The sequence below is a fragment of the Leucobacter chironomi DSM 19883 genome (genome assembly GCF_000421845.1).
Taxonomy (GTDB): domain Bacteria; phylum Actinomycetota; class Actinomycetes; order Actinomycetales; family Microbacteriaceae; genus Leucobacter; species Leucobacter chironomi.
The window spans coordinates 129,858-153,249 of record NZ_ATXU01000006.1; the positions used below are offsets into that span (position 1 = coordinate 129,858).

Annotated in this window: 24 protein-coding genes; 18 read left to right on the forward strand and 6 right to left on the reverse strand. The window is 70.9% G+C overall.

The genetic code is table 11. The features are described from left to right. Positions 1-2: 2 nt before the first annotated feature. From H629_RS0108275 to H629_RS0108305, 7 genes are all read left to right on the forward strand, one after another. Entirely contained in the window at positions 3-449 is a 447-nt protein-coding gene (locus H629_RS0108275) for a holo-ACP synthase (RefSeq protein WP_024356807.1), read from the forward strand. Further along, positions 446-1,582, forward strand: coding sequence for an alanine racemase (alr, locus tag H629_RS0108280; RefSeq protein ID WP_024356808.1), 1,137 nt, complete (start codon positions 446-448; stop codon positions 1,580-1,582). The genes H629_RS0108275 and alr overlap by 4 nt, the downstream gene beginning before the upstream one ends. A gap of 17 nt (positions 1,583-1,599) precedes the next feature. Continuing rightward, positions 1,600-2,265 (forward strand): tRNA (adenosine(37)-N6)-threonylcarbamoyltransferase complex ATPase subunit type 1 TsaE, encoded by a 666-nt coding sequence (tsaE, locus tag H629_RS14985; RefSeq protein WP_420835249.1) that lies wholly within the window; start codon positions 1,600-1,602, stop codon positions 2,263-2,265. After that, complete coding sequence (gene tsaB, locus H629_RS0108290) at positions 2,262-3,041, forward strand: tRNA (adenosine(37)-N6)-threonylcarbamoyltransferase complex dimerization subunit type 1 TsaB (protein WP_240471079.1); 780 nt, start codon at positions 2,262-2,264, stop codon at positions 3,039-3,041. The genes tsaE and tsaB overlap by 4 nt, the downstream gene beginning before the upstream one ends. After that, positions 3,038-3,583 carry a ribosomal protein S18-alanine N-acetyltransferase gene (gene rimI, locus H629_RS0108295; protein WP_024356811.1) on the forward strand — a complete coding sequence of 182 codons (546 nt, stop codon included), beginning with the start codon at positions 3,038-3,040 and terminating at the stop codon, positions 3,581-3,583. The genes tsaB and rimI overlap by 4 nt, the downstream gene beginning before the upstream one ends. Then, positions 3,580-4,683: a tRNA (adenosine(37)-N6)-threonylcarbamoyltransferase complex transferase subunit TsaD gene (tsaD, locus tag H629_RS0108300; protein ID WP_024356812.1), complete on the forward strand. Its 1,104-nt coding sequence runs from the start codon at positions 3,580-3,582 to the stop codon at positions 4,681-4,683. The genes rimI and tsaD overlap by 4 nt, the downstream gene beginning before the upstream one ends. Positions 4,684-4,807: 124 nt before the next feature. Next, a complete protein-coding gene (locus H629_RS0108305) occupies positions 4,808-5,197 on the forward strand; it encodes a hypothetical protein (RefSeq protein ID WP_024356813.1) in 390 nt (129 codons plus the stop codon). Positions 5,198-5,384: 187 nt separating this feature from the next. On the opposite strand, the gene H629_RS0108310 is transcribed toward H629_RS0108305, so the two are convergent. From H629_RS0108310 to H629_RS0108320, 3 genes are all read right to left on the reverse strand, one after another. After that, positions 5,385-6,539 (reverse strand): THUMP-like domain-containing protein, encoded by a 1,155-nt coding sequence (locus H629_RS0108310; RefSeq protein ID WP_240471082.1) that lies wholly within the window; start codon positions 6,537-6,539, stop codon positions 5,385-5,387. A 120-nt stretch (positions 6,540-6,659) separates the two neighbouring features. Next, complete coding sequence (locus tag H629_RS15575) at positions 6,660-7,199, reverse strand: DUF4190 domain-containing protein (protein ID WP_024356815.1); 540 nt, start codon at positions 7,197-7,199, stop codon at positions 6,660-6,662. A gap of 46 nt (positions 7,200-7,245) precedes the next feature. Next, positions 7,246-7,674, reverse strand: coding sequence for a DUF4190 domain-containing protein (locus tag H629_RS0108320; RefSeq protein ID WP_024356816.1), 429 nt, complete (start codon positions 7,672-7,674; stop codon positions 7,246-7,248). A 257-nt stretch (positions 7,675-7,931) separates the two neighbouring features. On the opposite strand from H629_RS0108320, the gene groES reads away from it, so the two are divergent. From groES to guaB, 3 genes are all read left to right on the forward strand, one after another. Next, positions 7,932-8,228 (forward strand): co-chaperone GroES, encoded by a 297-nt coding sequence (groES, locus tag H629_RS0108325; RefSeq protein WP_024356817.1) that lies wholly within the window; start codon positions 7,932-7,934, stop codon positions 8,226-8,228. A gap of 97 nt (positions 8,229-8,325) precedes the next feature. Next, the gene (gene rarD / locus H629_RS0108330) at positions 8,326-9,330 is read left to right on the forward strand and encodes an EamA family transporter RarD (RefSeq protein ID WP_024356818.1); all 1,005 of its coding nucleotides are present in this window, start codon (positions 8,326-8,328) and stop codon (positions 9,328-9,330) included. A gap of 67 nt (positions 9,331-9,397) precedes the next feature. Beyond that, entirely contained in the window at positions 9,398-10,900 is a 1,503-nt protein-coding gene (guaB, locus tag H629_RS0108335; protein ID WP_024356819.1) for an IMP dehydrogenase, read from the forward strand. 90 nt (positions 10,901-10,990) lie between these two features. Here guaB and H629_RS0108340 read toward each other — a convergent pair whose 3' ends face one another. Continuing rightward, on the reverse strand, positions 10,991-11,944 hold the full coding sequence (locus H629_RS0108340; RefSeq protein ID WP_024356820.1) for a helix-turn-helix transcriptional regulator: 954 nt from the start codon (positions 11,942-11,944) through the stop codon (positions 10,991-10,993). A gap of 104 nt (positions 11,945-12,048) precedes the next feature. Between H629_RS0108340 and H629_RS0108345 the strand changes: the two genes are divergently transcribed. From H629_RS0108345 to guaA, 7 genes are all read left to right on the forward strand, one after another. Beyond that, positions 12,049-14,028: an AMP-binding protein gene (locus H629_RS0108345; protein ID WP_024356821.1), complete on the forward strand. Its 1,980-nt coding sequence runs from the start codon at positions 12,049-12,051 to the stop codon at positions 14,026-14,028. Between the two features lie 46 nt (positions 14,029-14,074). Then, positions 14,075-14,473 (forward strand): DUF485 domain-containing protein, encoded by a 399-nt coding sequence (locus tag H629_RS0108350; RefSeq protein WP_024356822.1) that lies wholly within the window; start codon positions 14,075-14,077, stop codon positions 14,471-14,473. Next, positions 14,470-16,089 carry a solute symporter family protein gene (locus H629_RS0108355; RefSeq protein WP_024356823.1) on the forward strand — a complete coding sequence of 540 codons (1,620 nt, stop codon included), beginning with the start codon at positions 14,470-14,472 and terminating at the stop codon, positions 16,087-16,089. The genes H629_RS0108350 and H629_RS0108355 overlap by 4 nt, the downstream gene beginning before the upstream one ends. Positions 16,090-16,177: 88 nt before the next feature. Next, positions 16,178-17,299 (forward strand): GuaB3 family IMP dehydrogenase-related protein, encoded by a 1,122-nt coding sequence (locus H629_RS0108360; RefSeq protein ID WP_024356824.1) that lies wholly within the window; start codon positions 16,178-16,180, stop codon positions 17,297-17,299. A 69-nt stretch (positions 17,300-17,368) separates the two neighbouring features. Further along, on the forward strand, positions 17,369-18,232 hold the full coding sequence (locus tag H629_RS0108365; protein ID WP_240471080.1) for an SURF1 family protein: 864 nt from the start codon (positions 17,369-17,371) through the stop codon (positions 18,230-18,232). A 10-nt stretch (positions 18,233-18,242) separates the two neighbouring features. After that, positions 18,243-18,701 carry a DUF3817 domain-containing protein gene (locus H629_RS0108370; protein WP_024356826.1) on the forward strand — a complete coding sequence of 153 codons (459 nt, stop codon included), beginning with the start codon at positions 18,243-18,245 and terminating at the stop codon, positions 18,699-18,701. 38 nt (positions 18,702-18,739) lie between these two features. Then, positions 18,740-20,323: a glutamine-hydrolyzing GMP synthase gene (gene guaA, locus H629_RS0108375; RefSeq protein WP_024356827.1), complete on the forward strand. Its 1,584-nt coding sequence runs from the start codon at positions 18,740-18,742 to the stop codon at positions 20,321-20,323. A gap of 211 nt (positions 20,324-20,534) precedes the next feature. Here the strand turns inward: guaA and H629_RS0108380 are convergent, their stop codons facing one another. Both H629_RS0108380 and H629_RS0108385 read right to left on the reverse strand, forming a co-directional pair. Next, on the reverse strand, positions 20,535-21,200 hold the full coding sequence (locus H629_RS0108380; protein WP_024356828.1) for a prepilin peptidase: 666 nt from the start codon (positions 21,198-21,200) through the stop codon (positions 20,535-20,537). A 221-nt stretch (positions 21,201-21,421) separates the two neighbouring features. After that, complete coding sequence (locus tag H629_RS0108385) at positions 21,422-22,246, reverse strand: Bax inhibitor-1/YccA family protein (RefSeq protein ID WP_024356829.1); 825 nt, start codon at positions 22,244-22,246, stop codon at positions 21,422-21,424. Between the two features lie 121 nt (positions 22,247-22,367). Here H629_RS0108385 and H629_RS0108390 point away from each other — a divergent pair, with 121 nt between their 5' ends. Further along, positions 22,368-23,384 (forward strand): glycerophosphodiester phosphodiesterase family protein, encoded by a 1,017-nt coding sequence (locus H629_RS0108390; protein WP_024356830.1) that lies wholly within the window; start codon positions 22,368-22,370, stop codon positions 23,382-23,384. The last annotated feature ends 8 nt before the right edge of the window (positions 23,385-23,392 follow it).

The window sequence follows — 23,392 nt, forward strand, 5'->3', positions numbered from 1 at the left end:
CCATGATCCGGGGGATCGGCGTCGACACCGTCGACATCGCGCGCTTCGAGCGGCAGCTCGAGCGCACCCCGTCCCTGCGGACGCGGCTGTTCGCGCCGGCCGAGCGCGAGTTGCCGCTCGCCTCGCTCGCCGCTCGCTTCGCCGCGAAGGAGGCGCTCATCAAGGCGCTCGGCGGTTCGGGCCGGCTGGGTTGGCACGATCTCGAGGTGGTGCGGGATGCGGATCGCGCTCCGTCGTTCGCTGCGACGCCTGCGCTCGTGGCGGCGCTCGCAGGGCGCGGGGCGGATCGCGCGCATCTCTCGATGACGCACGACGCCGGGGTGGCGACAGCGTTCGTGATCGTGGAATCGGCGGCGCCGATCGCGGGAATGTCGGAGGTCGGCGGTACGCTCGCAGCATCGCCGACGACGGATCGTCCGACGCCGGAGCAGGAATCGGAGACGACATGAGAACAGGGTCGATGCGGGTCGCGGAGATCTCCCTGTCGGCGATCCGGCACAACGTCGCTCGCGTGCGCGAGCTGACGGGCGGCGCGGTGATCGTGGTGGTGAAGGCCGACGGCTACGGCCACGGCGCGAGCATCGCCGCCGAGGCGGCGCTGGCGGGCGGGGCGGCGATGGTCGCGACCGCTGATCTCGAGGAGGCTCTGGCGCTGCGGGAGGCCGGCATCGAGGCTCCGATCCTGTGCTGGCTGCACGGGGTGCGCGTCGACTTCGCGGATGCCGTGGCCGCCGACATCGAGATCGGCGTCAGCCATGTGCAGCAGCTCGAAGCGCTCGCCGACGCGGCGCGGCGGGTTGGCCGCACCGCCACGGCGCAGCTGAAGATCGACACCGGGCTCAGCCGCAACGGCGCTGCTCCGGACGAGTGGACGGCGCTCTTCGCCCGGGCCGCCGAGCTCTCGCGGGAGGGGCTGGTGCGCGTGCGCGGCATCTTCAGCCACCTCGCGAACGCCGGCGACGAGAACGACCGAGGTCAGGCGGCGCGCTTCGACGAGGCGATCGCGCAGCTGCGCGAGGCGGGCATCGACCCCGAGATGCAGCACCTGGCGGCCAGCGCCGCGACGCTCTCCTCACCGCACCTGCACTACAACACTGTTCGCGTGGGCATGGCCGTCTACGGGCTGAGCCCCTTCGCCGACAAGACCTCGGCGCAGCTCGGCCTGGTTCCGGCGATGACGCTGCGCTCCGAGATCGTCGCGCTGCGCGGCGTGCCGGCGGGCACCGGCGTCTCGTACGGCTTCAACCACGTCTGCGAGACCGCGACGACGCTCGCGCTCGTGCCCATGGGTTACGCCGATGGCATGCCGCGCGCCCTCAACGGCGCGGGGGCGTGGGTCACCGTGGCGGGGGAACCGCGGCCGATCGTGGGGCGCATCGGCATGGATCAGTTCATCGTCGACGTGGGCCCGCTGGCCGGGCGGGTGGCGCTGGGCGAGCCGGTCGTGCTGTTCGGCGACCCCGAACTGGGGCACCCGCCGGTGGAGATCTGGGCGGGCCTCATGCGCACCATCAACTACGAGATCGTGGCGGGGATCGGTTCCCGGGTGCTGCGCCTGGCCTCCGACGGGGGTGCCGCGTGAGCGCGGAGGGGCGCGTCGTGCGATTGCGCATCGACGACCCTGACGAGATGCACCGCTTCGGCGTGCGGCTCGGCCGGCTGCTGGGCGCCGGCGATCTCGTGCTGCTGACCGGGCCGCTGGGCGCGGGCAAGACCACGCTCACCCGCGGCATCGGCGAGGGGCTCGGGGTGCGGGGGCCGGTGCAGAGCCCCACGTTCGTGCTGGCGCGCACGCACCCCTCGCTCGTGGGCGGTGCGCCGCTCGTGCACGTCGACGCCTACCGGCTCGGCGCGCTCGGCGGCGAGAGCGGCGGCGGAGCCGACGAACTCGACGACCTCGACCTCGATTTCGAGGCTTCGGTGGTGGTGGCCGAGTGGGGCGCCGGCGTGGTCGGCGTACGGGATTCCTGGATCGAAGTGGTGATCGAGCGTCCGCGCGGCGCTGGTGCTGATGCCGGTGCTGGTGCCGGTGCCGGTGCTGATGCCGGTGCTGATGACGCGGCTCTGGGCGCGGGCGGCGCCGCGGATGCAGAACCCGACTGGGGCGAGACCCTGGTCGAGAGTCGGTCGGTCACGGTCACCGGCCACGGGCCGCGCTGGTCGGCGGGATCCGGTGATCCGCTCGCTTCGATCGAGGCCGCAGCCCGCTCGGGCGGCGCCGACGATGCGGAAGAGCCCCGCGACGCGGGGGGGGAGCTGCGATGAGCGAGACCGTGGAGCGGGCGCAGACGATGTCGACAGCGCAGACGGCCTCGACAGCGCAGGTATCGCAGACAGCGCAGCCGGCGCAGCCGGTGCAGACCGCCGCTGCTCCGGCGACCGCATCCGGGCCGCGCTGCCGCGAGATCGAAGCGCCCGAGCTGGGCGACCGGGTGCTGCTCGCGATCGACACGGCGATCGGCACCGGTGTGGCGGTGGGTGCGCGCGGCCGCGTCGTCGAGGTGTCGAGCGATGATCCGCGTGGGCACGCCGAGGCGATCGGCGTGCTGCTGGCCGAGGTGTTCCGGCGGAGCGGGGTCTCCCCGTCCGAGGTGACCGGCGTGGTGGCCGGGATCGGGCCCGGGCCGTTCACCGGTCTGCGGGTCGGGATCGCGGCCGCGCACGCCTTCGCCGCCGCGCGTCGCGCGCCGCTGCTGCCCGTGCAGGGCCACGAAGCCGTAGCCCTCGACGTGCTCGACGGTGCGAGCAGCGGGGTGCGGGTGGTGCAGGACGCCCGTCGCCGCGAACTCTTCGTGACGGAGTTCTCCGGTCTCGACTGGGCGGGCATCCCCGAGCGCGCGGCCGGCCCCGGGCTCGTCGCGCGCGCCGACTACGAGGCCGTGCCGAACGAGGTGTGGCCCGCGAGCATTCCCGCGGCCTCGCTCGTGCGTCTCGCGGCGCGACGCCTCGCCGCCGGACGCGAGTTCGAGCCGGATCGCGCGGTCTACCTGCGCGCCCCCGATGTCAAGCAGCCCGGGGCCCCGAAACGGGTGAGCTCGTGAGCAGCCTGTCCGACTCGCCGGAGTCGCGCACCGCCACCGATCCGGCCGCCGCCGGCACCGCCCCCGATCCTGCCGCCGATCCTGCCGGCCTCTCGCTGCGGGAGGCCTCGGAGGGCGACCTCGACTCGATCTGGCGGATCGAGAGCGCGGTGTTCGGCTCCGATGCCTGGAGCCGCGAGATGATGCGGGAAGAACTCGTCGCCGACCACCGCCGCTACCTGGTGCTGGTCGACACGGACGGCGCAGTGCAGGGCTACGCAGGCCTGCTGATCGTGGGCTCGGAAGGAGACGTGCAGACCATCGCCGTCGCTGACGGCGTGCGCGGCGGCGGTCACGGGCGCCGACTCATGGACGCCCTGCTCGCCGAAGCCGAACGCGCCGAGGTGCGCGAGGTATTCCTCGAAGTGCGCGCCGACAACCCCGTCGCCCGCGGTCTCTACCGCTCGCTCGGCTTCGAAGAGCTCGGCGTGCGACCTCGCTACTACCAGCCCGACGGAGTCGACGCGGTGATCATGAAACTCGAGATGAAGGGCCGTCGATGAACGCCGCCGAGACCTCCGGCACCACCCGCGAGCCGCTCGTGCTGGGCATCGAGACGAGCTGCGACGAGACGGGTGTGGGCATCGTGCGCGGGCGCACGCTCCTCGCCAACGCCATCGCCTCGTCGATGGACGAGCACTCCCGCTTCGGCGGCGTGGTGCCCGAGGTCGCAGCGCGTGCGCACCTCGAAGCGATGACCCCCACGATCGAACGAGCGCTCGATGAAGCCGGAGTGACGCTCGACGAGCTCGACGCCGTCGCCGTGACCTGCGGGCCCGGGCTCGCCGGCGCACTCATGGTGGGCGTCGCCGCCGCGAAAGCGCTCGCCGTCGGCCTCGGCAAGCCCCTCTACGCGGTGAACCACCTCGTCGGGCACGTCGGCGCCGACCTGCTGCAGGGCGATGGCCTGCGAGAGGCCGTGGGTGCGGTGGGCGAACTCGAACTGCCGACCATCGCTCTGCTCGTCTCGGGCGGACACACCTCGCTGCTGCTCGTGCGCGACCTCGTGAGCGACGTCGAGATGCTCGGCGAGACCATCGACGATGCGGCCGGAGAAGCCTTCGACAAGGTCGCGCGCCTGCTCGGCCTGCCCTACCCGGGCGGGCCCCAGATCGACCGCGTCGCAGCCGAAGGCGATCCGCACGCGATCCGCTTCCCGCGCGGGCTCACCCTGCCGAAAGACCTCGAACGGCATCGCTACGACTTCTCGTTCTCGGGGCTCAAGACCTCGGTGGCGCGGTGGGTCGAGAAGCACGAGCAGAGCGGCGAGCCGCTGCCCGTCGCCGACGTCGCAGCCAGCTTCCGCGAAGCAGTCGCCGACGTGCTCCTCACGAAGGCGCTCGCCGCCTGCCGCGACCTGGGGGTGCCGCGCCTGCTGCTCGGCGGAGGCGTCGTCGCCAACGCGCGGGTGCGCGAGCTCGCGCGCGAACGCTGCGAGGCCGCCGGGATCGAACTGCGCGTGCCACCGCTCTCGCTGTGCACTGACAACGGGGCGATGATCGCCTCGATCGGCGCCCAGCTGGTCGCGGCCGGGCGTGAACCTTCCGGGCTCGGCTTCGGCGCCGATTCGACCCTGCCGGTGACCGAAATCCAGGTGCGCTGAACCCGACGCGCCTCAGCAGCGAGTCGGTGACGCACCGACGCAGGGTCGCGGTCGCGGCCCGCTCTTCATTATTGTGGAAGAGCGATCGGGGGAGCGCCCCGTCGAGCCCGACCGAAGGAGCACCATGTCTGACACCCAGCCCGGCGGCCAGCCCGCCGCAAACCCCGTCCAGCCCGAGGCGCCGGCCTACGCCGCAGCCGCCCCGGCCCCCCAGAGCACCCCGGGCAAGACGCTCGGCATCGTGGGTCTCGTCCTCGCATTCCTCATGCCGCTCATCGGCCTGATCCTCAGCATCGTCGCCGTGGTCCAGTCCCGCAAGGTGGGCGCCAGCAACGTGCCCGGCGTCGTCGGCATCATCATCGGTGCTCTCGGCACGATCGGCTACATCATCCTCATCGTCACCCTCGTCGGCCTGGCCGGTGTGGGTGTCGACGCGGTGCAGCAGTGCATGAACGGCGCGGAGTTCGTGGAGATCGCCGGGCAGACCGTGTCCTGCTCCGACGTGAACTACTGACCGTAGCGAGCCCTCGGCGGGGCGGGTTCGGGATCATCCCGAGCCCGCCCCGCTTCTCGTTTCCGTACTGGTTCGCGCCATCTCGCCGCGAACCTCATCTCGGAATCGGGGTCACTTTTGGTCGCGTGTCGTGCAGACACGCGACCAAAAGTGACCCCGATCGTGGGGAACGTAACAGCAGCCGCGGTCAGCAGCGTTCGGCGAGCAGCGCGGTGTGGCGTCCCTGCTCGTCGCGCGTGAGGAAGAGCGTGGCGCTGCGCGGGCCGCGCAGCTTCAGACGGCGTCGCAGCGCCGCGGGATCCACGTCCGCGCCGCGCTTCTTGATCTCGAGGGCGCCGATCTCGCGGGCGGCGAGGGCGCGCCGCAGGTCCTTCTCGCGGGGGCTCAGGGTTTCGAGCACCCGGAACGCGCTCGCGAAGGGCGTGTCGAGGCGGCGGTCGCTCGTGAGATAGGCGATCCCCGCCGACAGCATCCCGGCGTCGAGCCGATCCGCGAGGGTGCCGATCAGGCGGGCGCGGATCACGGCGCCATCGGGCTCGTAGAGGTAGTCGCCGAGGCTGCGCACCTCGGCGTCGTCGGCGTCGTGCGCGGCGGTGAGCTCGGCGCTCTCCTCGGCGCCGCGCAGCACCAGGGCGGCGCGGCGCACGCCCGGTCGCGCGACGGATCCGAACCAGAGCCCGGTCTCGACGAGCTGGCCGTCGACCGAGATCCACTGGGCCTCGGCGTCGTCGGGGATGAGTTCGCGGTCGAGGCCGGGGCCGAGCTTCACGCCCGTCGGCCGCTCCTCGGCGAGGCCGAAGGCGAAGCGCAGCGAGGGCGAATAGTCGTCGGGGGAGGCGAGTCTGCGGGTGCCGCTGTGCCCGGCGGTGCGCCGGGCGGGGTCGAGGAAGGCCGCATCGGCGTCGCCCGGGCCCATCGTTTCGGCGTCGCCCACGCGCACGAGCGGCGGCTCGGCACCGAGGTGGGCGGCCGCGAGGGAGAGATTGTGCTGCGCGAACGACGCGGTGAGGGGATCCAGCTCGACGGGACGCACGTCGAGGCCGGCGTCCAGGAAGGCCAGCGATTCCGCGCCGATCCCGCAGCCGAGGTCGGCGACGGAGCGGCAGCCGGCGCTGCGGAAGCGCTCCGCGTGCAGTGCGGCCACCCGTGCGCGGGTGGCCTGTTCGAGTGCCGCGCGCGTGAAGAGCATGGCAGAGGCGCGCTCGCCGAACTTCGCGACGGCTCGGGCCCGCAGCTCGGTCTGCGTCAGCGCCGCGGCGAGCAGTTCGGGATCGGCGCCCTCGGCGCGGAGCGCGCGGGCGGCCTGTTCGAGACTGCGCCCCTCGTGCAGCGCTTCAGCGATGCGGGCGAGCAGGTCTTCGCCCGCCGGGGTCGCCAGGTGCTCCCAGCCGGGGGAGGCGAGCGCTGCGCGTTCGCCTCCCCCGGAGGCGCCTGATCCGGTCGTCCCCACGCCCGGGAGGGGTCAGTATCCGCTCGCCGAGATGGCGAAGCCGATGATGACGATGTAGAAGAGCAGGAGCAGCGCCCAGAAGCCGATCGCCACGTAGCCGATGATGAGGCCGGCGAGCGCCATGCCGCGTCCGTTCTCGCCGGTGCGCTTGATCTGGTTCAGCGAGATGTGCCCCATGATGACGCCGCCGATCGCGAAGATCGCGAAGGTGAAGAAGCCGACGATGCTCGCGATCATGGAGAGGATCGCGAGCGTGTTGGTGGGTACCGGTGCGACGTACACGGCCTGATAGGTCTGCTGCGCGTACGCCTGCTGGGGCTGCGCGTACGCCTGCTGGGGCTGGGGGTAGCTCGCGGGGGCCGGCTGCTGGTACTGCGGCTGCTGCGGCTGAGCGTACTGCGGCTGCTGCGGCTGCTGGTACTGCGGTTGCTGCGGCTGCGCGTACTGCGGCTGTTGCGGCTGCTCAGGCTGCGCGTACTGCGGCTGCTGGGCCGCATCGCCCGCGGCGGGGTTCTGGGGGAAGTCGCCTGCGGGCGGCTGGGGGTGGGACACGGGGTTCCTTTCGACGAACGACGTGCGACGGCGGGTCGCCGCCGGGTCAGTAGTAGAGGTCGGATCCGCTGAACGCGGTGCCCATGGCCGCGAACATCATGGCGATGAACCCGATGTAGACGACGAGGAAGATCGCGATGAACGCGAAGTAGGCGTAGCCGACGATCATGCCGGTCAGTGCGAGGCCTCGGCCGGCGTCGCCGGTGCGCTTGATCTGGGACAGGCCCATGTGGCCGAAGACGATGCCGGCGATGGGCACCAGGAAGCCGAAGATGACGGCGAGGACCGCGTAGGTGTTCGTCGCGCCGAGGGTCGTGGCCACGGCCGGCTGCGGACGGTAGGCGGTCTGCGGCGCGGCCTGCTGCTGGTACCTGACGGCGTTCGCGTCGGCCTGGGGGGCAGCGGCATGCGGTGCCTGGGGGTAGGGCGTCGTGGGCTGCGTGCCGGGCTGCTGGGGAGGGATCGGGGTGGTCATGACTGCTCCTCGAGCGGTTGCGGGATCCCGATCCGCGGTGATGCGCATCGGCTGTCTCTTCTGATTCTAGGCGGCGCGGCCGCGAAGGTCGCGGGTCGCTCGGTCGGGTCGCCGATCCCGTTCGCTGTGGGCGATCCACCGCCGCCTGGTTGGCACTCCCCTTGCAAGAGTGCCAACCAGGGTCCTAAACTCTGCTGTAGGCGCGCTCGCACGAGGCGGGCGCGAGAGAACCTTCAGACATTGGAAAGAGGTCAACCGTGTCGGTAGCCATCAAGCCGCTCGAGGATCGTATCGTCATCAAGCAGGTCGAGGCAGAGCAGACCACCGCGTCCGGTCTGGTGATTCCGGATAGCGCCAAGGAGAAGCCCCAGGAGGGCGAGGTCGTCGCAGTGGGCCCCGGCCGCGTGGCCGACAGCGGCACCCGCATCCCCCTCGACGTCGCCGTGGGCGACGTGGTGATCTACTCGAAGTTCGGCGGCACCGAGGTGAAGGTCGGCGGCGCCGACTACCTCGTGCTCTCGGCTCGCGACATCCTCGCGGTGGTCGAGCGCTAAGGCGCTTCCTCTCGAACAGGCCGGGCCCCGATCTCAGGATCGGGGCCCGGCCTGTTCGTATGCGGGGCGAACGCACCGGCGGGGATAGACTGGGCCGGTGAGACCATCGCGCGCCGGACTGGGATACGGGCTGGGTGCCTACCTCATCTGGGGAATCTTCCCCTTCTACTTCGGCCTCATCGCGATGGTCGGGCCGTTCGAGGTGGTGCCCTGGCGGGTCGGCGCGACCCTCGCCTTCTGCGTGCTCCTCGTCTCCGCGACCCGCCGCTGGAGCCAGGTGGGTGCGATCCTGGGCAACCCTCGGCTGCTCGGGTGGTTCGCGCTGTCGGCGCTGCTGCTCTACGCGAACTGGCAGCTGTTCGTGATCGGCGTCATGACGGGCCACGTGCTCGAGACCTCGCTCGGCTACTTCATCAATCCGCTCTTCACGATCCTCATCGGCGTGGTCGTGCGCAAGGAGCGTCTCACGCGGCCCCAGTGGTGGGCGGTGGGGATCGCGGCCGTCGGCGTCACGACCGCGGCGGTCGCGTACGGCTCGTTCCCCTGGATCGCGCTCGGGATCGCGGGGTCGTTCGGTCTCTACGGCGCCGTGCACAAGCACGCGGGCGAACAGGTCGACGGGATCACGGGCCTCACGATCGAGACCTTCGCCTCGCTGCCGGTCGCGATCGTGCAGCTGCTGATCGTCGCGGGGCTCTCCGGGATCGGCGTGTTCTCGTTCGGGCCCGGCATCACGGCGCTCGTCATGCTGAGCGGCATCATGACCGCCGTGCCGCTCATCCTGTTCGGGGAGGCCACCAGGCGTCTGCCGCTGTCGTATCTGGGCTTCCTGCAGTTCCTCACCCCGATCCTCGGCTTCCTCTACGGTTACTTCGTGATGCACGAGGAGATGCCTGTGAGTCGTTGGATCGGCTTCGTCGCGGTGTGGATCGCGCTCGTGATCCTCATCATCGACATGTTCGGCCGGCAGCGCGGACGCGAAGCGTTCGCGCAGGCCGAAGCGCCGCCGCCGAGTCAGCCCGCGAAGCGGCGCGACGGGTTCGGGCAGGTCAAGCGTTCGCCCACCGCGCAGACGAACACCGGCCCGATTCCCTTAGACTGATCGGGGGAGGCGCCGCGATCCGGTCGCCTGCTCCCATCGGCCCAACCCACACAGCAAAAGAGGTTCCATGGAACAGCGTGACCCCTTCGCGTTCACCGGTCTGACTTACGACGACGTGCTGCTGCTCCCGGCGCACACGGACGTCATCCCGAGCGATGCGGACACCTCGACCCAGCTGACGCGTCGGATCCGCCTCAACATCCCGCTGATCTCGGCGGCCATGGACACGGTGACCGAGACTCGCATGGCGGTCGCGATGGCTCGCAACGGCGGCCTGGGGATTCTGCACCGCAATCTGTCGATTCAGGATCAGGCCGAGATGGTGGATCGGGTCAAGCGCAGCGAGGCCGGCATGATCACCAATCCGGTCACCACCTCGGTCGACGCGACCGTGGCCGAGGTCGACGCCCTCTGCGGCGAGTACCGCGTGTCGGGCCTGCCCGTCGTCGACTCGAACGGGGTGCTGCTCGGCATCATCACGAACCGCGACATGCGCTTCATCGATCCGAAGGACCGCTCGCAGGTGCGCGTCGCCGAGGCGATGACGAAGATGCCGCTCATCACCGGGCCCGTGGGCATCTCCCGCGACGACGCCGCAGCGATCTTCCGCCAGCACAAGATCGAGAAGCTGCCCCTCGTCGACGGCGAGGGCCGCCTCACCGGTCTGATCACGGTGAAGGACTTCGACAAGGAAGAGCAGTACCCGCTCGCCACCAAGGACGACGCCGGCCGACTGCGCGTGGGCGCGGCCGTGGGCTTCTTCGGTGATGCGTGGAAGCGCGCCGGCGAACTCATCGACGCGGGCGTCGACGTGCTGGTGGTCGACACCGCCAACGGCGACAGCAAGGGCGTGCTCGACATCATCGCGAAGATCAAGAGCGATCCCGCCTTCGCGGGCGTCGACGTGATCGGCGGCAACGTGGCGACCTACGCCGGCGCGAAGGCGATCGTCGAAGCCGGCGCCGATGCAGTGAAGGTGGGCGTCGGCCCCGGTTCGATCTGCACCACCCGTGTCATCGCCGGCGTCGGCGTGCCGCAGGTCACCGCGGTCTACGAGGCCGCGAAGGCCGCGACCCCCGCCGGCATCCCCGTGATCGCCGACGGCGGCCTGCAGTATTCGGGCGATATCGCGAAGGCGCTCGTGGCCGGCGCGTCCTCGGTCATGATGGGCTCGCTGCTCGCCGGCACCGACGAGAGCCCCGGCGATCTGGTCTTCGTCGGCGGCAAGCAGTACAAGAACTACCGCGGCATGGGTTCGCTGGGCGCGCTGCAGACGCGCGGCGAGCGCACCTCCTACTCGAAGGACCGCTACTTCCAGGCCGACGTGCCGAGCGACGAGAAGCTGATCCCCGAAGGCATCGAGGGCCAGGTGCCCTACCGCGGCCCGGTCGGCGCCGTCACCCACCAGATGATCGGCGGCCTGCGCCAGTCGATGTTCTACGTGGGCGCGCGCTCGGTCGAAGAGCTGAAGCAGCGCGGCGAGTTCGTGCGCATCACCTCGGCGGGCCTCAAGGAGAGCCACCCGCACGACGTGCAGATGGTCGTCGAGGCGCCCAACTACAAGCGCTAGGAGTGCCGCGCTGCGGCCCGACCGCCGCGCAGAGCCTCCTCGCCACCGCAGAGAGTGCCGGGATCCACGGGATCCCGGCACTCTCGCGTTTCAGGGGATGAGGCCGTGGCGGCGTGCGGCCGCGACTGCGGCGTGCCTGGTGGAGGCCTGCAGCTTCGACATGGCGGTCTTGACGTAGCTCTTGATCGTGCTCTCGGTGAGCCCGAGCGCGCGCCCGATCTCGGCATTGGTCCCGCCGAGGGCGGCGTGGGAAATCACATCGAGCTCGCGCGGCGTGAGGCAGACGCGGTCGGGGCTCGCACCGGCGCCGGCCGTGCGCGGCGCCGGTGCGGCGCGCGCGGTGTCGCCGGGCCGGGGGCCGTGCCCTGAGCCGTCCGGCGCGGTGCCGGGGGCGGCTCCCGTCTCGATCGTCGTGAGCCGACGGTCGACCTCGGCGAGGCGCGCCCGGAGTATCGGATCGGGGACGGCGGCGGCGATGCTGCGCAGCTCGGCGTGGCTGCTGCGCAGCGTCTCGAGCGCGGGCCCGGGCAGCGCATGATGCGCCTGCTGCTCGGCCGCGAGGCGCGCGGCGAGGCAGGCCGCGCGCTGCTCCACCTCGTCCTGCGTCCCGATCTCACGGGCGAGATCGGCGACCACGGCCGCGGCGGATCGGGCGAACGCCGATCCGGCGAGCGTCGCGTCGCGGGTGCCGCCGTAGAGCACCGCACGGATCTCCCCGTCGACGATCACGGGGTGCGCGAACAGCGCCACGATCCCCTCGCCGAGCACCTGCGCATCGTAGTCGTGGGTGATGTGGCGCGAGCGCCGGTAGTCCATCGTCAGCCGGGGTCGGTGCTCGGCGAGCGCCCGTCCTCCGAGGCCCCGTCCGGCCTGCACGCAGAGGCCGTGCAGGCTCAGCGTGCGATGCCCGAAGAGCGCCGTCACCGTCGCCGTTCCGCGCGCTTCGAAGCCGCCGAAGGCCAGGGGGAAGCGCGTCGCCGCGGCGAACTCGGCCACGGCGAGTTCGAGCAGGGTCTGCTGGGCCTGCGGGTCGAGTCGCTGCATCGGGACTACCAACTTTCGGGGGTATTGCCTGGGCTTCCCCCGTCAATAGCCTAATCCACGCACACAGCGACAGGGTTGTCGCGGAAGTTTCAAAGGAGAAATGAGTGAGCACAGCAACATCGATTCCCCGTCCCGGGCAGCACTATCCGGAGATCGTCGCGCGGAGCACCCGGGACCGCGACGCCTTCTGGCTCGAGGCCGCCGCGCGGGTGTCATGGACGACCCCGCCGACCCGAGCCCTCGAGGAGCGCAGCGCCACCGAGTGGCGCTGGTTCCCGGACGGACGGCTGAACGTCTGCTTCAACGCGCTCGACCGCCACGTCGAGGCCGGTCGTGGCGAGGAGACCGCGCTGATCTACGACTCCGCGATGACCGGTACCCGCGCCCGGATCAGCTACGCGCAGCTGCGCGACCGAGTGGCGCGCTTCGCCGGAGTCCTGCGCGATGCAGGCGTGGTCGTCGGCGACCGGGTGCTGATCTACCTGCCGATGACCCCCGAGGCAGTGGTCGCGATGCTCGCCTGCGCGCGCATCGGCGCGATCCACTCGGTCGTGTTCGGCGGATTCGCGGCCAACGAGCTGGCGGTGCGGATCGCGGACGCCAAGCCCCGCGTGATCGTCACCTCCTCCGGAGGCCTGGAACCCCAGCGGGTCGTCGAGTACCTGCCGCTCGTGCACCGGGCCATCGAGATCGCGGGCGGCGCGGACTCCGGCGTCGAGACGGTCATCGTGCGCGATCGCGACGCGGTGCCGGGGTCGGCCGCCGACTTCGCGGATGAGGCGGGTGTCGCGTGGCTCGACTGGGACGCGCTGGAGGAGCAGGCCGCGCCCGCCGATCCGGTGCCCGTGCGCTCCGAGGATCCGCTCTACATCCTCTACACCTCGGGCACCACGGGCAGTCCGAAGGGCGTCGTGCGCGACAGCGGCGGCTACGCCGTGGGACTCGGCTGGGCGATGCGCAACATCTACGACTTCGGTCCGGGCGACACGATCTTCACGGCGTCCGACGTCGGCTGGGTGGTCGGCCACTCGTTCATCGTCTACGGCCCGTTGCTCGCGGGCGGCACGACGGTGCTCTACGAGGGCAAGCCGGTGGGAACCCCGGATCCCGGAGCGTTCTGGCGCATCCTGTCGAGCTACGGCGCGAAGATGCTCTCCACCGCTCCGACCGCGCTGCGCGCGATCCGGCGCGAGGATCCCGAGCTCTCCGAGCTCGCGAAGCACGACCTCTCCTCGCTGCGCGCAGTGTATCTCGCGGGAGAGCGGATGGATCCCGAGACCTGGCACTGGATCAACGACGGCCTCGGAGTGCCCGTCGTGGACCACTGGTGGCAGACCGAGACGGGGTGGATGATCTGCGCCAACCCCCTCGGGATCGAGACGCTGCCGGCGAAGGCGGGTTCGACGTCCGTGCCGATGCCCGGTTTCGACGTGCGCATCGTCGACTCGAAGGGCGCCGACATCACGGCGCCGGGCGTCGAGGGCAACATCGCGATCCGGCTGCCGCTCGCGCCGGGCGCGTTGCTGGGCATCTGGGGGAGCTCGCAGCGCTTCGTCGATTCCTACCTCTCGGCGTTCCCCGGCTACTACGCCACCGGCGACGCCGGCCACTTCGACGAGGACGGATACCTCTTCGTGATGGGGCGGACCGACGACGTCATCAACGTCGCCGGGCACCGGCTCTCCACGGGATCGCTGGAGGAGGTGCTGACGCTTCACCCGGCCGTGGCCGAGTGCGCGGTGATCGGGGTGCACGACGAGCTCAAGGGGCAGCGGGCCGCCGGCTTCGTCGCGCTCAAGCACGGCGAGACCGTGGTGCGGGAAGAGCTCGCGGCCGAGCTCGTACGGCTCGTCCGCGAGCACATCGGACCCGTGGCCGCGTTCCGCGACGTGACGATCGTCGAGCGGCTGCCGAAGACCCGATCGGGCAAGATCCTGCGCAAGACCATGCGCCAGATCGTCGACGGCGAGGAGTACCGCGTGCCCGCCACCATCGAGGATCCCGCCGTGATCGACGACCTCATCGCTGCGCTCGGTGACACCGTCTCGGCGCCCGCGACCCAGGCGGTGACGGTGCCGCGCTGAGCGGACCGTCGTCGTTCCCCGTATTCCCATGAGGCAAGGAGGCCCCATGTCCAATGAACCCCGGGGGTTCGAAGAGACCACCCCCATCGACTACGAAGCATTTCAGGCACGGCCCGAGTTCCAGGAGTACAAGCACCGCTTCCGGCGCTTCGTGTTCCCAATCGCGGTGGCGTTCATGATCTGGTTCCTGCTCTACGTCGTCCTCGCCGCCTACGCGCACGAGTTCATGGCGCAGCCGATGCTCGGCCTGAACGTCGGGCTGTGGCTCGGCCTGGCGCAGTTCGTCACGACCTTCGGCATCACCATGTGGTACGTATCCTTCGCGAACCGGAGGCTCGACCCCGCCACTGCGGCACTGCGCGCCGAGCTCGAAGACCTCGAGCACGCCGCGCCGGGCGGCCCGAACGGCAGCGGCATCGCCGGTGCCGAGGGAGGTTCCCGATGAACGCGCAGATCCTCCATCTCGAAGCCGCAGCCGGTCAGCAGAACCCCGTGCTCAACATCGGGATCTTCCTCGCGTTCGTCGCGGTGACGATGGTCATCGTGATACGCGCGAGCCGGAACAACAAGAGCGCTGCCGACTTCTACGCCGGCGGACGCTCGTTCTCGGGCCGGCAGAACGGTCTCGCGATCGCGGGCGACTACCTCTCGGCCGCCTCCTTCCTCGGCATCTGCGGCGCTATCGCGATCAACGGATACGACGGCTTCCTCTACTCGATCGGATTCCTCGTCGCCTGGCTCGTCGCGCTGCTGCTCGTCGCCGAGCTGATGCGCAACACCGCGAAGTTCACCATGGCCGACGTGCTGTCGTTCCGGCTGCGCCAGAAGCCGGTGCGCATGGCCGCAGCGCTCACCACGCTCGCGGTGTGCTTCTTCTACCTCCTGGCGCAGATGGCGGGTGCCGGCGGGCTCGTCTCGCTGCTGCTCGGCATCGACGACAAGCTCGGGCAGTCGCTCGTGATCGCGGTGGTCGGCGTGGTCATGATCCTCTACGTGCTCATCGGCGGTATGAAGGGCACCACCTGGGTGCAGATCATCAAGGCCGTGCTGCTCATCGCCGGCGCCGCCGCGATGACCGTCTGGGTGCTCGCGCTCAACCGCTTCGATTTCGGCGCAGTGCTCGACGCCGCCGTCACCAACCCCGAGAACGCCAATGGCGCGGCGATCCTCGCCCCCGGCCTGCAGTACGGGGCGAATCCGATCGACTTCGTGTCGCTCGCGCTCGCCCTCGTGCTCGGCACCGCCGGCCTGCCGCACGTGCTCATGCGCTTCTACACGGTGCCCACCGCGAAGGAGGCCCGGCGCTCCGTGGTGTGGGCGATCTGGCTCATCGGCGTCTTCTACCTCTTCACGCTCGTGCTCGGCTACGGCGCCGCGGCGCTCGTCGGCCCGGAGACCATCGCGAACGCCCCCGGCGGGCAGAACTCCGCCGCTCCGCTGCTGGCGCTGCACCTCGGCGGACCGCTGCTGCTGGGCTTCATCTCGGCCGTCGCGTTCGCGACGATCCTCGCGGTGGTCGCGGGACTCACGATCACGGCTTCGGCGTCGTTCGCGCACGACATCTACAACAGCGTGATGAAGCGGGGCCAGGCCTCGGCCCGGCAGGAGGTGAAGGTCGCGAAGATCACGACGCTCGTGATCGGCGCTGCGGCGATCCTCGGCGGTATCGGCGTGCAGGGGCAGAACATCGCCTTCCTCGTGGCGCTCGCCTTCGCGGTCGCCGCATCCGCGAACCTGCCCACGATCCTGTACTCGCTGTTCTGGAGCCGCTTCACGACGCGCGGCGCCGTGTGGTCGATGGTCGGGGGCCTGCTCTCGGCGGTGCTGCTGATCGCGTTCTCCCCGGTCGTCTCCGGCGATCCGGCCGCCATGCTGGGCGACGGCGTGGACTTCGCGATCTTCCCGCTGAAGAACCCCGGGATCATCTCGATCCCGCTCGGCTTCCTGCTCGGGTGGCTCGGATCGATCACCGATCCCGGTCGCGAGTCGAAGCAGCTCGCCGCCGAGATGGAGGTGCGGGCGCTCACCGGTCACGGCGCGGAGCCGCCCGTGCAGCACTGAGCGGCGCCGTCGACGGCGGGGGAGGGGCGGTGAACGCGTCCCGCCCCCGCCGGACCACCGCACAGGGGAGGCCGGATAGACTGGTCGGGTGAGTAACGAGATCGAGATCGGGCGGGGCAAGCGCGCCCGCCGCGTGTACACCTTCGACGAGATCGGTATCGTGCCGACCCGGCGCACCCGCGATCCCGAGCTCGTCTCGACCTCCTGGTCGATCGACGCCTTCCAGTTCGACATCCCGGTGCTCGGCGCCCCGATGGACTCGGTGATGTCGCCGGCCACGGCGATCGAGCTCGGCCGCCTCGGCGGCCTCGGCGTGCTCAACCTCGAGGGGCTGTGGACCCGGCACGAGCACCCCGAGTCCCTGCTCGCCGAACTCGCGGGCATCGACGACGAGGTCGCCGCGGTGCACCGCATGCGCGAGCTCTACTCGGCGCCGATCCGCCCGGAACTCATCACCGCGCGTCTCGGCGAGATCCGCGAGGCCGGCGTGACCGTCGCCGGCGCGCTGTCGCCGCACCGCACCGCCGAGTTCACGGAGACCGTGGTGCGGGCGGGCGTCGACCTGTTCGTGATCCGCGGCAACACCGTCTCGGCCGAGCACGTCGCGAAGGAGGGGCGCGAGCCGCTCAACCTCAAGCAGTTCATCTACGAGCTCGACGTTCCCGTCATCGTCGGCGGCGCGGCCACCTACCAGTCGGCCCTGCACCTCATGCGCACGGGCGCCGCGGGCGTGCTCGTCGGCTTCGGCGGCGGCGCCTCGTCGACGACCCGCGTCACGCTGGGCATCCGCGCGCCCATGGCCACCGCGATCGCCGACGTGGCCGGTGCGCGCACCGACTACCTCGACGAGTCGGGCGGGCGCTACGTGCACGTCATCGCCGACGGCGGCCTCGGCACCTCGGGCGATCTCATCAAGGCGATGGCGTGCGGCGCCGACGCCGTCATGCTGGGCACCGCGCTCGCGAAGGCCTCGGACGCCCCCGGCAACGGGTGGCACTGGGGTCAGGAGGCCCACCACGAGGATCTTCCCCGCGGCAAGCGCCTGCGCGTCTCGCCCGTGGCCCCGCTCTCGGAGATCGTGAACGGCCCGGCGCACGTGCCCGACGGCAGTGCCAATCTGATCGGCGCGCTGCGCCGGGCGATGGCGACCACCGGCTACTCGGAACTCAAGGAGTTCCAGCGCGTCGGCGTCGTGCACGCCGAGCGCTAGGGGGCCGCGGAGCCGGTGTCCTCGAGCCAGCCTTCCTCCCCGGATCCTGCGGCTCATCCCGGGACCGGCGTGCAGCCGACCCCGCACCCCCGCCAGAAGCGACCGGAGTACCTGGGCGACCCCACCCTCGGCCAGGTCATGCGCCGGCCCCGCTGGATCCTCGCGCTCGTGTTCGCGATGCTCGTGGCCGCGGTCTTCGCGTGGCTGGGGCAGTGGCAGATGGACAGCGCGGTGCGGCAGGCGGCGGTCGAGGAGATCGACACGGAGACCCCGCGGCCGCTCGCCGAGGTCTCCGACACTCTGATGGGGGTCACCGACGCGGGGGCCGGCGTGGTCGTGCACCTCGAGGGCTCCTTCGTGCCGGGCGACTCGCGGGTCGTGGCGCCGCGCGTGAACGACGGCGAGTCCGGCGCCTGGGTGGTGGGCCACCTCGTGGCGGACGGGCCCGACGCCGAGCCCGGCGCGCACCTCGCGGTCGCCATCGGCTGGGCTCCCGGTGAGGCCGAAGCCGAGCAGGCGATCGATCGCATCGAAGCGGATCCGGCGTTCGGCGAGCCCCGCACCGTCGAGGGCCGCTTCATGCCGCCCGAGGGGCCGCAGGTGCCGAAACCGGGCGAGGATCCGCAGGTGTTGCGCACGATGATCCCCGCCTTCCTCGCGAACGTGTGGACCGGCGTGGAGAGCCCCGTCTACTCCGGCTACCTCGTGCTGCACGACGAGGGGGGCTCGGAGGCGCTGCTCGCCGAGGCGCAGCTCGACGCCGTCGACTCGGTCGCGCCGCTGCCCGCCGAGACCGTCAACTGGCTCAACATCTTCTACGGGGTCGAGTGGATCGTGTTCGCCGGCTTCGCGCTCTTCCTCTGGTATCGCCTCACCCGCGACGCCTGGGAGAAGGAGCATGAACTCAAGCTGCTCCAAGCGGCGCAAGAATAGAATGGAACCCATGCAACTGCAGCCCAAGCCCTCCGACTACCCGCGCATTCGCAAGGCATTGAGCTTCTACAAGGTCACCTCGGTGGTCACCGGCGTCATGCTGCTGCTGCTGTGCGCCGTGATGGTCATGAAGTACGCCTTCGGCGTGCAGCTCTTCCTCTTCACCGCCGACGGCTTCGCGCACTTCTACCCGATCGCGCCCGAGGGCGTCGAGGCCGACTTCCACCCGGAGGGCTTCGACCTGTTCAAGGCGATCCTCATCGCCCACGGCTGGTTCTACGTGATCTACCTCGTCTCCGACTTCCTGCTGTGGAGCCCCATGCGCTGGAACTTCTGGCGCTTCATCCTCATCGCTCTCGGCGGCGTCATCCCGTTCATGTCGTTCTTCCTGGAGGCCCGTATCGTGCGCGAGGTCACCGGATTCCTCGACGCCCGTGAAGCCGAGGCCGCCCCGGCCCTGCTTCAGTAGAATCGACTTCCTCACCCACAACCCCTGAAAGGCCTGCAATGGCAGAACAGACTGACACGGATCACCGTCCGGTTCTCGTGGTCGACTTCGGCGCGCAGTACGCGCAGCTGATCGCGCGCCGCGTGCGCGAGGCCGGCGTGTACTCCGAGCTCGTGTCGCACAGCATCACCGCGGCCGAGGTCGAGGCCAAGCAGCCGCTCGGCATCGTGCTCTCGGGCGGCCCCTCGTCGGTGTACGAGGAGGGCGCGCCCCAGTTCGACCCGGCGATCTTCGAGCTCGGCGTGCCCGTGCTCGGCATCTGCTACGGCTTCCAGATCATGGCGCACACCCTCGGCGGCACCGTCGGCAACACGGGTGACCGCGAGTACGGCGGCGTCGAGGCCACGATCCTCGGCGACGGCGGTGCGATCCTCGGCGGCCAGCCAGAGACGCAGAACGTCTGGATGAGCCACGGCGACGCCGTGCAGCAGGCACCGGAGGGCTTCGACGTGCTCGCGCGCACCTCGGTCACCCCCGTGGCCGCGTTCGGCTCGCCCGAGCGCAAGCTCTACGGCGTGCAGTGGCACCCCGAGGTCAAGCACTCGGATCACGGGCAGCGCATTCTCGAGAACTTCCTGCACCACGTCGCCGGCATCCCCGCCGACTGGAATGCGGGCAACGTGATCGCCGAGCAGGTGGAGCGGATCCGGGCGCAGGTCGGCGACGCCCGCGTCATCTCGGCGCTGTCGGGCGGCGTCGACTCCGCCGTGTCGACCGCGCTCGTGCACAAGGCCATCGGCGACCAGCTCACCGCGGTCTTCGTCGACCACGGCCTGCTGCGGCAGGGGGAGCGCGAGCAGGTGGAGCGCGACTACGTCGCCTCGACCGGTGTGCGCCTCATCACGGTCGACGCGGCCGACGTCTTCCTCGGCCACCTCGAAGGCGTCACCGATCCCGAGGAGAAGCGCAAGATCATCGGCCGCGAGTTCATCCGCGCGTTCGAGAAGGTGCAGCTCGACCTCGTCGCCGAGGCGAAGGCCGAGGGCGAGAAGGTGAAGTTCCTCGTGCAGGGCACGCTCTACCCCGACGTGGTCGAGTCGGGCGGCGGCGCCGGCACGGCGAACATCAAGTCGCACCACAACGTGGGCGGCCTGCCCGAGGATCTCGACTTCGAGCTCATCGAGCCGCTGCGCACGCTGTTCAAGGACGAGGTGCGCGAGATCGGCCGCGAGCTCGGCATTCCCGAGGCCATCGTGGGACGTCAGCCGTTCCCCGGCCCCGGCCTCGGCATCCGCATCGTGGGCGAGGTGACCCGCGACCGTCTCGAGACGCTGCGCGCCGCCGACGCGATCGCCCGCGAGGAGCTGACCGCCGCCGGCCTCGACGCCGAGATCTGGCAGTGCCCGGTGGTGCTGCTCGCCGATGTGCGCTCCGTGGGCGTGCAGGGCGACGGCCGCACCTACGGCCACCCGATCGTGCTGCGCCCGGTCTCGTCCGAGGACGCGATGACCGCCGACTGGACGCGCGTGCCCTACGAGGTGCTCGCGCGCATCTCGAACCGCATCACCAACCAGGTGCCCGAGGTCAACCGCGTCGTGCTCGACGTCACCTCGAAGCCCCCGGGGACCATCGAGTGGGAGTGACGAAGGAGCTCCCACTCGCGTAGATGCTGCGTGGAACTCGATCGCGCCAGCGATCGAGTGGGAGTGACGAAGGAGCTCTCACTCGCATAAGTGCTGCGTGGAACTCGATCGCGCCGGCGATCGAGGGGGAGTGAGCTGAGTGCTCGCCTGTCTGAGGCCGGCGGTCGCCTCTGCGGAGGCGGCCGCCGGTTTCGGCGTTTCTGTGAGAACGTCATGGGGGTGTGAGGATCCCGGCGGCGATGTCCGCCCCGGCGAACACGCCGGTCCAGGCGCCGGCGAGCATCCACGGCCCGAACGGGAAGGCCGCAAGGCTGCGCGGATCCGCCCCGCTGCCGGCCCGGTGCTGCAGGCCCTGCACGATGAGCAGCCCCGCCGCGAAGACGCCGCCGAGCAGGAACGGGGCGACTGCGCCGAGCAGCGCTGACCCCCACCCGAGCGGGCCGAGGGCGACGCCGAGCAGCGCGGCCAGCTTGACGTCGCCGCCGCCGAGGCTGCGCGGCGAGCAGCGCCACAGCAGGCCGTACCCGGTCGCGAGCGCCAGGCCGCAGACGACGCTGCGGATCAGCAGCCCCGGATCGCCCGCCGCCGCACTGGTCGCGATCACCAGGGCGAGCAGCGCGGCGCCCGAGGGCAGCAGGATCGCATTCGGCAGCGTGCGCGACACGAGATCGATGACTGCGAGCACTGCGCTGACAACGGCGAGCAGCAGGTAGGCGGCGAGCAGCAGCCAGAAGGCGGGCCCCTCGACATCGGCGCCGGCCCGCGGCCACCACCAGACCACGGTCGTCGCAAGTGCGGCCGCCGCAAGTGCGATCGTCGTCGCCGCGATGGCTGTCGCCGCGCTGGCCGTCGCGGGCATCGGATCGGGGGTCTGCATGGCGCCTGCTTTCGGAGGGGGTGCCCTCGACCGTAGTTCGCGCCATCGCACCGCGTACCCGGCTGTCCACAGCCCCGTCCCTCCGGGCGGTCCTCCGGCCGCCCGTCCCTCCGGCCCTCCGGACGTCCGTCTGGCCGGACCCGGATACGGCTGAGGCCGGTCACCCGAGTGGATGACCGGCCCCGATCACCGGAGCACGAGGCTCCGGGTCGCAGACGGTGTCAGTCGCCGCGCAGGATCGCGAGGATGCGCAGGATCTCGACGTACAGCCAGATCAGCGTCACCATGAGGCCGAAGGCCGCCGACCAGGCCCACTTCTCGGGCACGCGGTTCTTCACACCGTTCTGGATGAGCTCGAAGTCCATGACGAGCGAGTAGGCGGCGAGCAGCACGGCGAGCGCGCCGATCGCGAGGCCGAGCCAGCCGGTGCGCAGCCCCCACGGGTCCTGGTTGACGCCGGTGAGCATGAGCACGAGGTTCACGACCGAGAACGCCAGGTAGCCGAAGATCGCGACCATGAAGATCTTGTTGAGCTTCGGGCTGGTGCGCACCTTGCCGCTGCGGAAGAGCAGCAGGGTCACGCCGAACACCGAGAGGGTGCCGATGATCGCCTGCGACACGATGCCCGCCCACTGCGCCTCGAAGATGCCCGAGATGCCGCCGAGGAAGACGCCCTGGAACACCGCGTACAGCACGATGAGGGGAACGCTCGGCTCCTTCTTGAAGGAGTTGACGAGGCCGAGCACCAGGCCGGCGATGGCCGCCGGCAGTGCGAGGATCGGCATGAACCAGCCGACCGCGCCGAAGACGAGCACGATGAGGAACAGCATCACCGTCTTGGAGATGGTGTTCTCGTAGGTCATCGGACGGTCGGAGGGGGCGATGACGGGCGGCTGCTCGCCGCCGAAGCCCGCCTCGGCGACGGGCTCGTCGATGCCTGGCCGCTGCGTCTGCGCAGCGGGCTGATCGTAGATGCGGCGCAGCTCGTCAGCGGTGAGGGTCTTGCCGTTGAGTGCCGGGTTGTTGCTGAGAGCCGGGTTGCTCATGCGTCGGAATCCTTTCCTGGCGTATGGGAACGGTTCCAGCTTATCCACAGGGGGCGCTTCCGTGGCTGTGACTCTGCCCGATCCGCCGCCCCTGTTCGCGCAGCGCGGATAGGCTGGGCGCATGGAGAGCCCGGATCCTGCGCCCATCGTCATCGGCCACCGCGGGGCACCGGGCTACCGTCCCGAGCACAGCGCCTCCTCGTACCGGCTCGCCTTCGAGCTCGGCGCCGACGCTGTGGAGCCCGACATCGTCGCGACGCGCGACGGGGTGCTCGTGGTGCGGCACGAGAACGAGATCTCGGGCACCACCGACGTCGCGCAGCACCCCGAGTTCGCCGCTCGCCGCACCACCAAGACGATCGACGGCAAGCGCCTCACCGGATGGTTCACCGAGGACTTCACCTGGGACGAACTCGCGACCCTGCGCTGCGCCGAGCGCCTGCCGCGGGTGCGCCCCGGCAATCGCGAGTTCGACGGCGCCGAGCCGATCCTGCGCCTGCGCGACGTGCTCGCGATCGTCGACGAGGAGAGCGCGCGGCTGGGGCGGCGGCTGCGCGCGGTGGTGGAGGTGAAGCACGCCGCCTACTTCGCGGGCGTCGGGCACGACCTCGGAGCGCTGCTGCTCGCCGAGCTCGCGGCCACCGGGTGGGATGCGGATCGCGAGCGTCTGGTGATCGAATCGTTCGAGCTCGGGGTGCTGGATCGGCTGCGCGCCGCCGGGGTGCGCGCCGATCTCGTGTTCCTCGCCGACCGCTTCGGGTCGCCGGCCGACGAGCCCGTCGACGGCGCCCCCTCGCGCAGCTTCGCCTGGTACCGCAGCGACCCCGGGCTCGAGCTGCTCGCGCAGCGGGTCGACGGGATCAGCGTCGCGAAGGGCAACCTGATCCGGGTGAACGCGCTGGGGCGCGCGATCGGCGCCACCGACCTCGTGGCGCGGGCGCACGCGCGCGGGCTGCTCGTCTACACCTGGACGCTGCGGCCCGAGAACCGCTACCTCAACGTGCGCCACCAGACCTCGCTGCGCGGGGCGGCGTGGGGTGACTGGCAGGCGGAGTTCGCGCTGCTGCTGCGGTCCGGCGTCGATGGCGTGTTCGTGGACCACCCCGATCTCGGGGTGGCGATCCGCGACGCGCAGTAGCGCGATCG

Coding starts and splice junctions, on each gene's coding strand:
- H629_RS0108350 (WP_024356822.1), top strand. CDS start 14,075: ATGTCCAATGAACCCCGGGGGTTCGAAGAGACCACCCCCATCGACTAC.
- H629_RS0108370 (WP_024356826.1), top strand. CDS start 18,243: ATGCAACTGCAGCCCAAGCCCTCCGACTACCCGCGCATTCGCAAGGCA.
- H629_RS0108305 (WP_024356813.1), top strand. CDS start 4,808: ATGTCTGACACCCAGCCCGGCGGCCAGCCCGCCGCAAACCCCGTCCAG.
- alr (WP_024356808.1), top strand. CDS start 446: ATGAGAACAGGGTCGATGCGGGTCGCGGAGATCTCCCTGTCGGCGATC.
- H629_RS0108320 (WP_024356816.1), bottom strand. CDS start 7,674: ATGACCACCCCGATCCCTCCCCAGCAGCCCGGCACGCAGCCCACGACG.
- H629_RS0108275 (WP_024356807.1), top strand. CDS start 3: ATGATCCGGGGGATCGGCGTCGACACCGTCGACATCGCGCGCTTCGAG.
- tsaD (WP_024356812.1), top strand. CDS start 3,580: ATGAACGCCGCCGAGACCTCCGGCACCACCCGCGAGCCGCTCGTGCTG.
- tsaB (WP_240471079.1), top strand. CDS start 2,262: ATGAGCGAGACCGTGGAGCGGGCGCAGACGATGTCGACAGCGCAGACG.
- H629_RS0108340 (WP_024356820.1), bottom strand. CDS start 11,944: ATGCAGCGACTCGACCCGCAGGCCCAGCAGACCCTGCTCGAACTCGCC.
- H629_RS0108385 (WP_024356829.1), bottom strand. CDS start 22,246: ATGAGCAACCCGGCTCTCAGCAACAACCCGGCACTCAACGGCAAGACC.
- H629_RS0108390 (WP_024356830.1), top strand. CDS start 22,368: ATGGAGAGCCCGGATCCTGCGCCCATCGTCATCGGCCACCGCGGGGCA.
- guaB (WP_024356819.1), top strand. CDS start 9,398: ATGGAACAGCGTGACCCCTTCGCGTTCACCGGTCTGACTTACGACGAC.
- H629_RS0108355 (WP_024356823.1), top strand. CDS start 14,470: ATGAACGCGCAGATCCTCCATCTCGAAGCCGCAGCCGGTCAGCAGAAC.
- guaA (WP_024356827.1), top strand. CDS start 18,740: ATGGCAGAACAGACTGACACGGATCACCGTCCGGTTCTCGTGGTCGAC.
- H629_RS0108380 (WP_024356828.1), bottom strand. CDS start 21,200: ATGCAGACCCCCGATCCGATGCCCGCGACGGCCAGCGCGGCGACAGCC.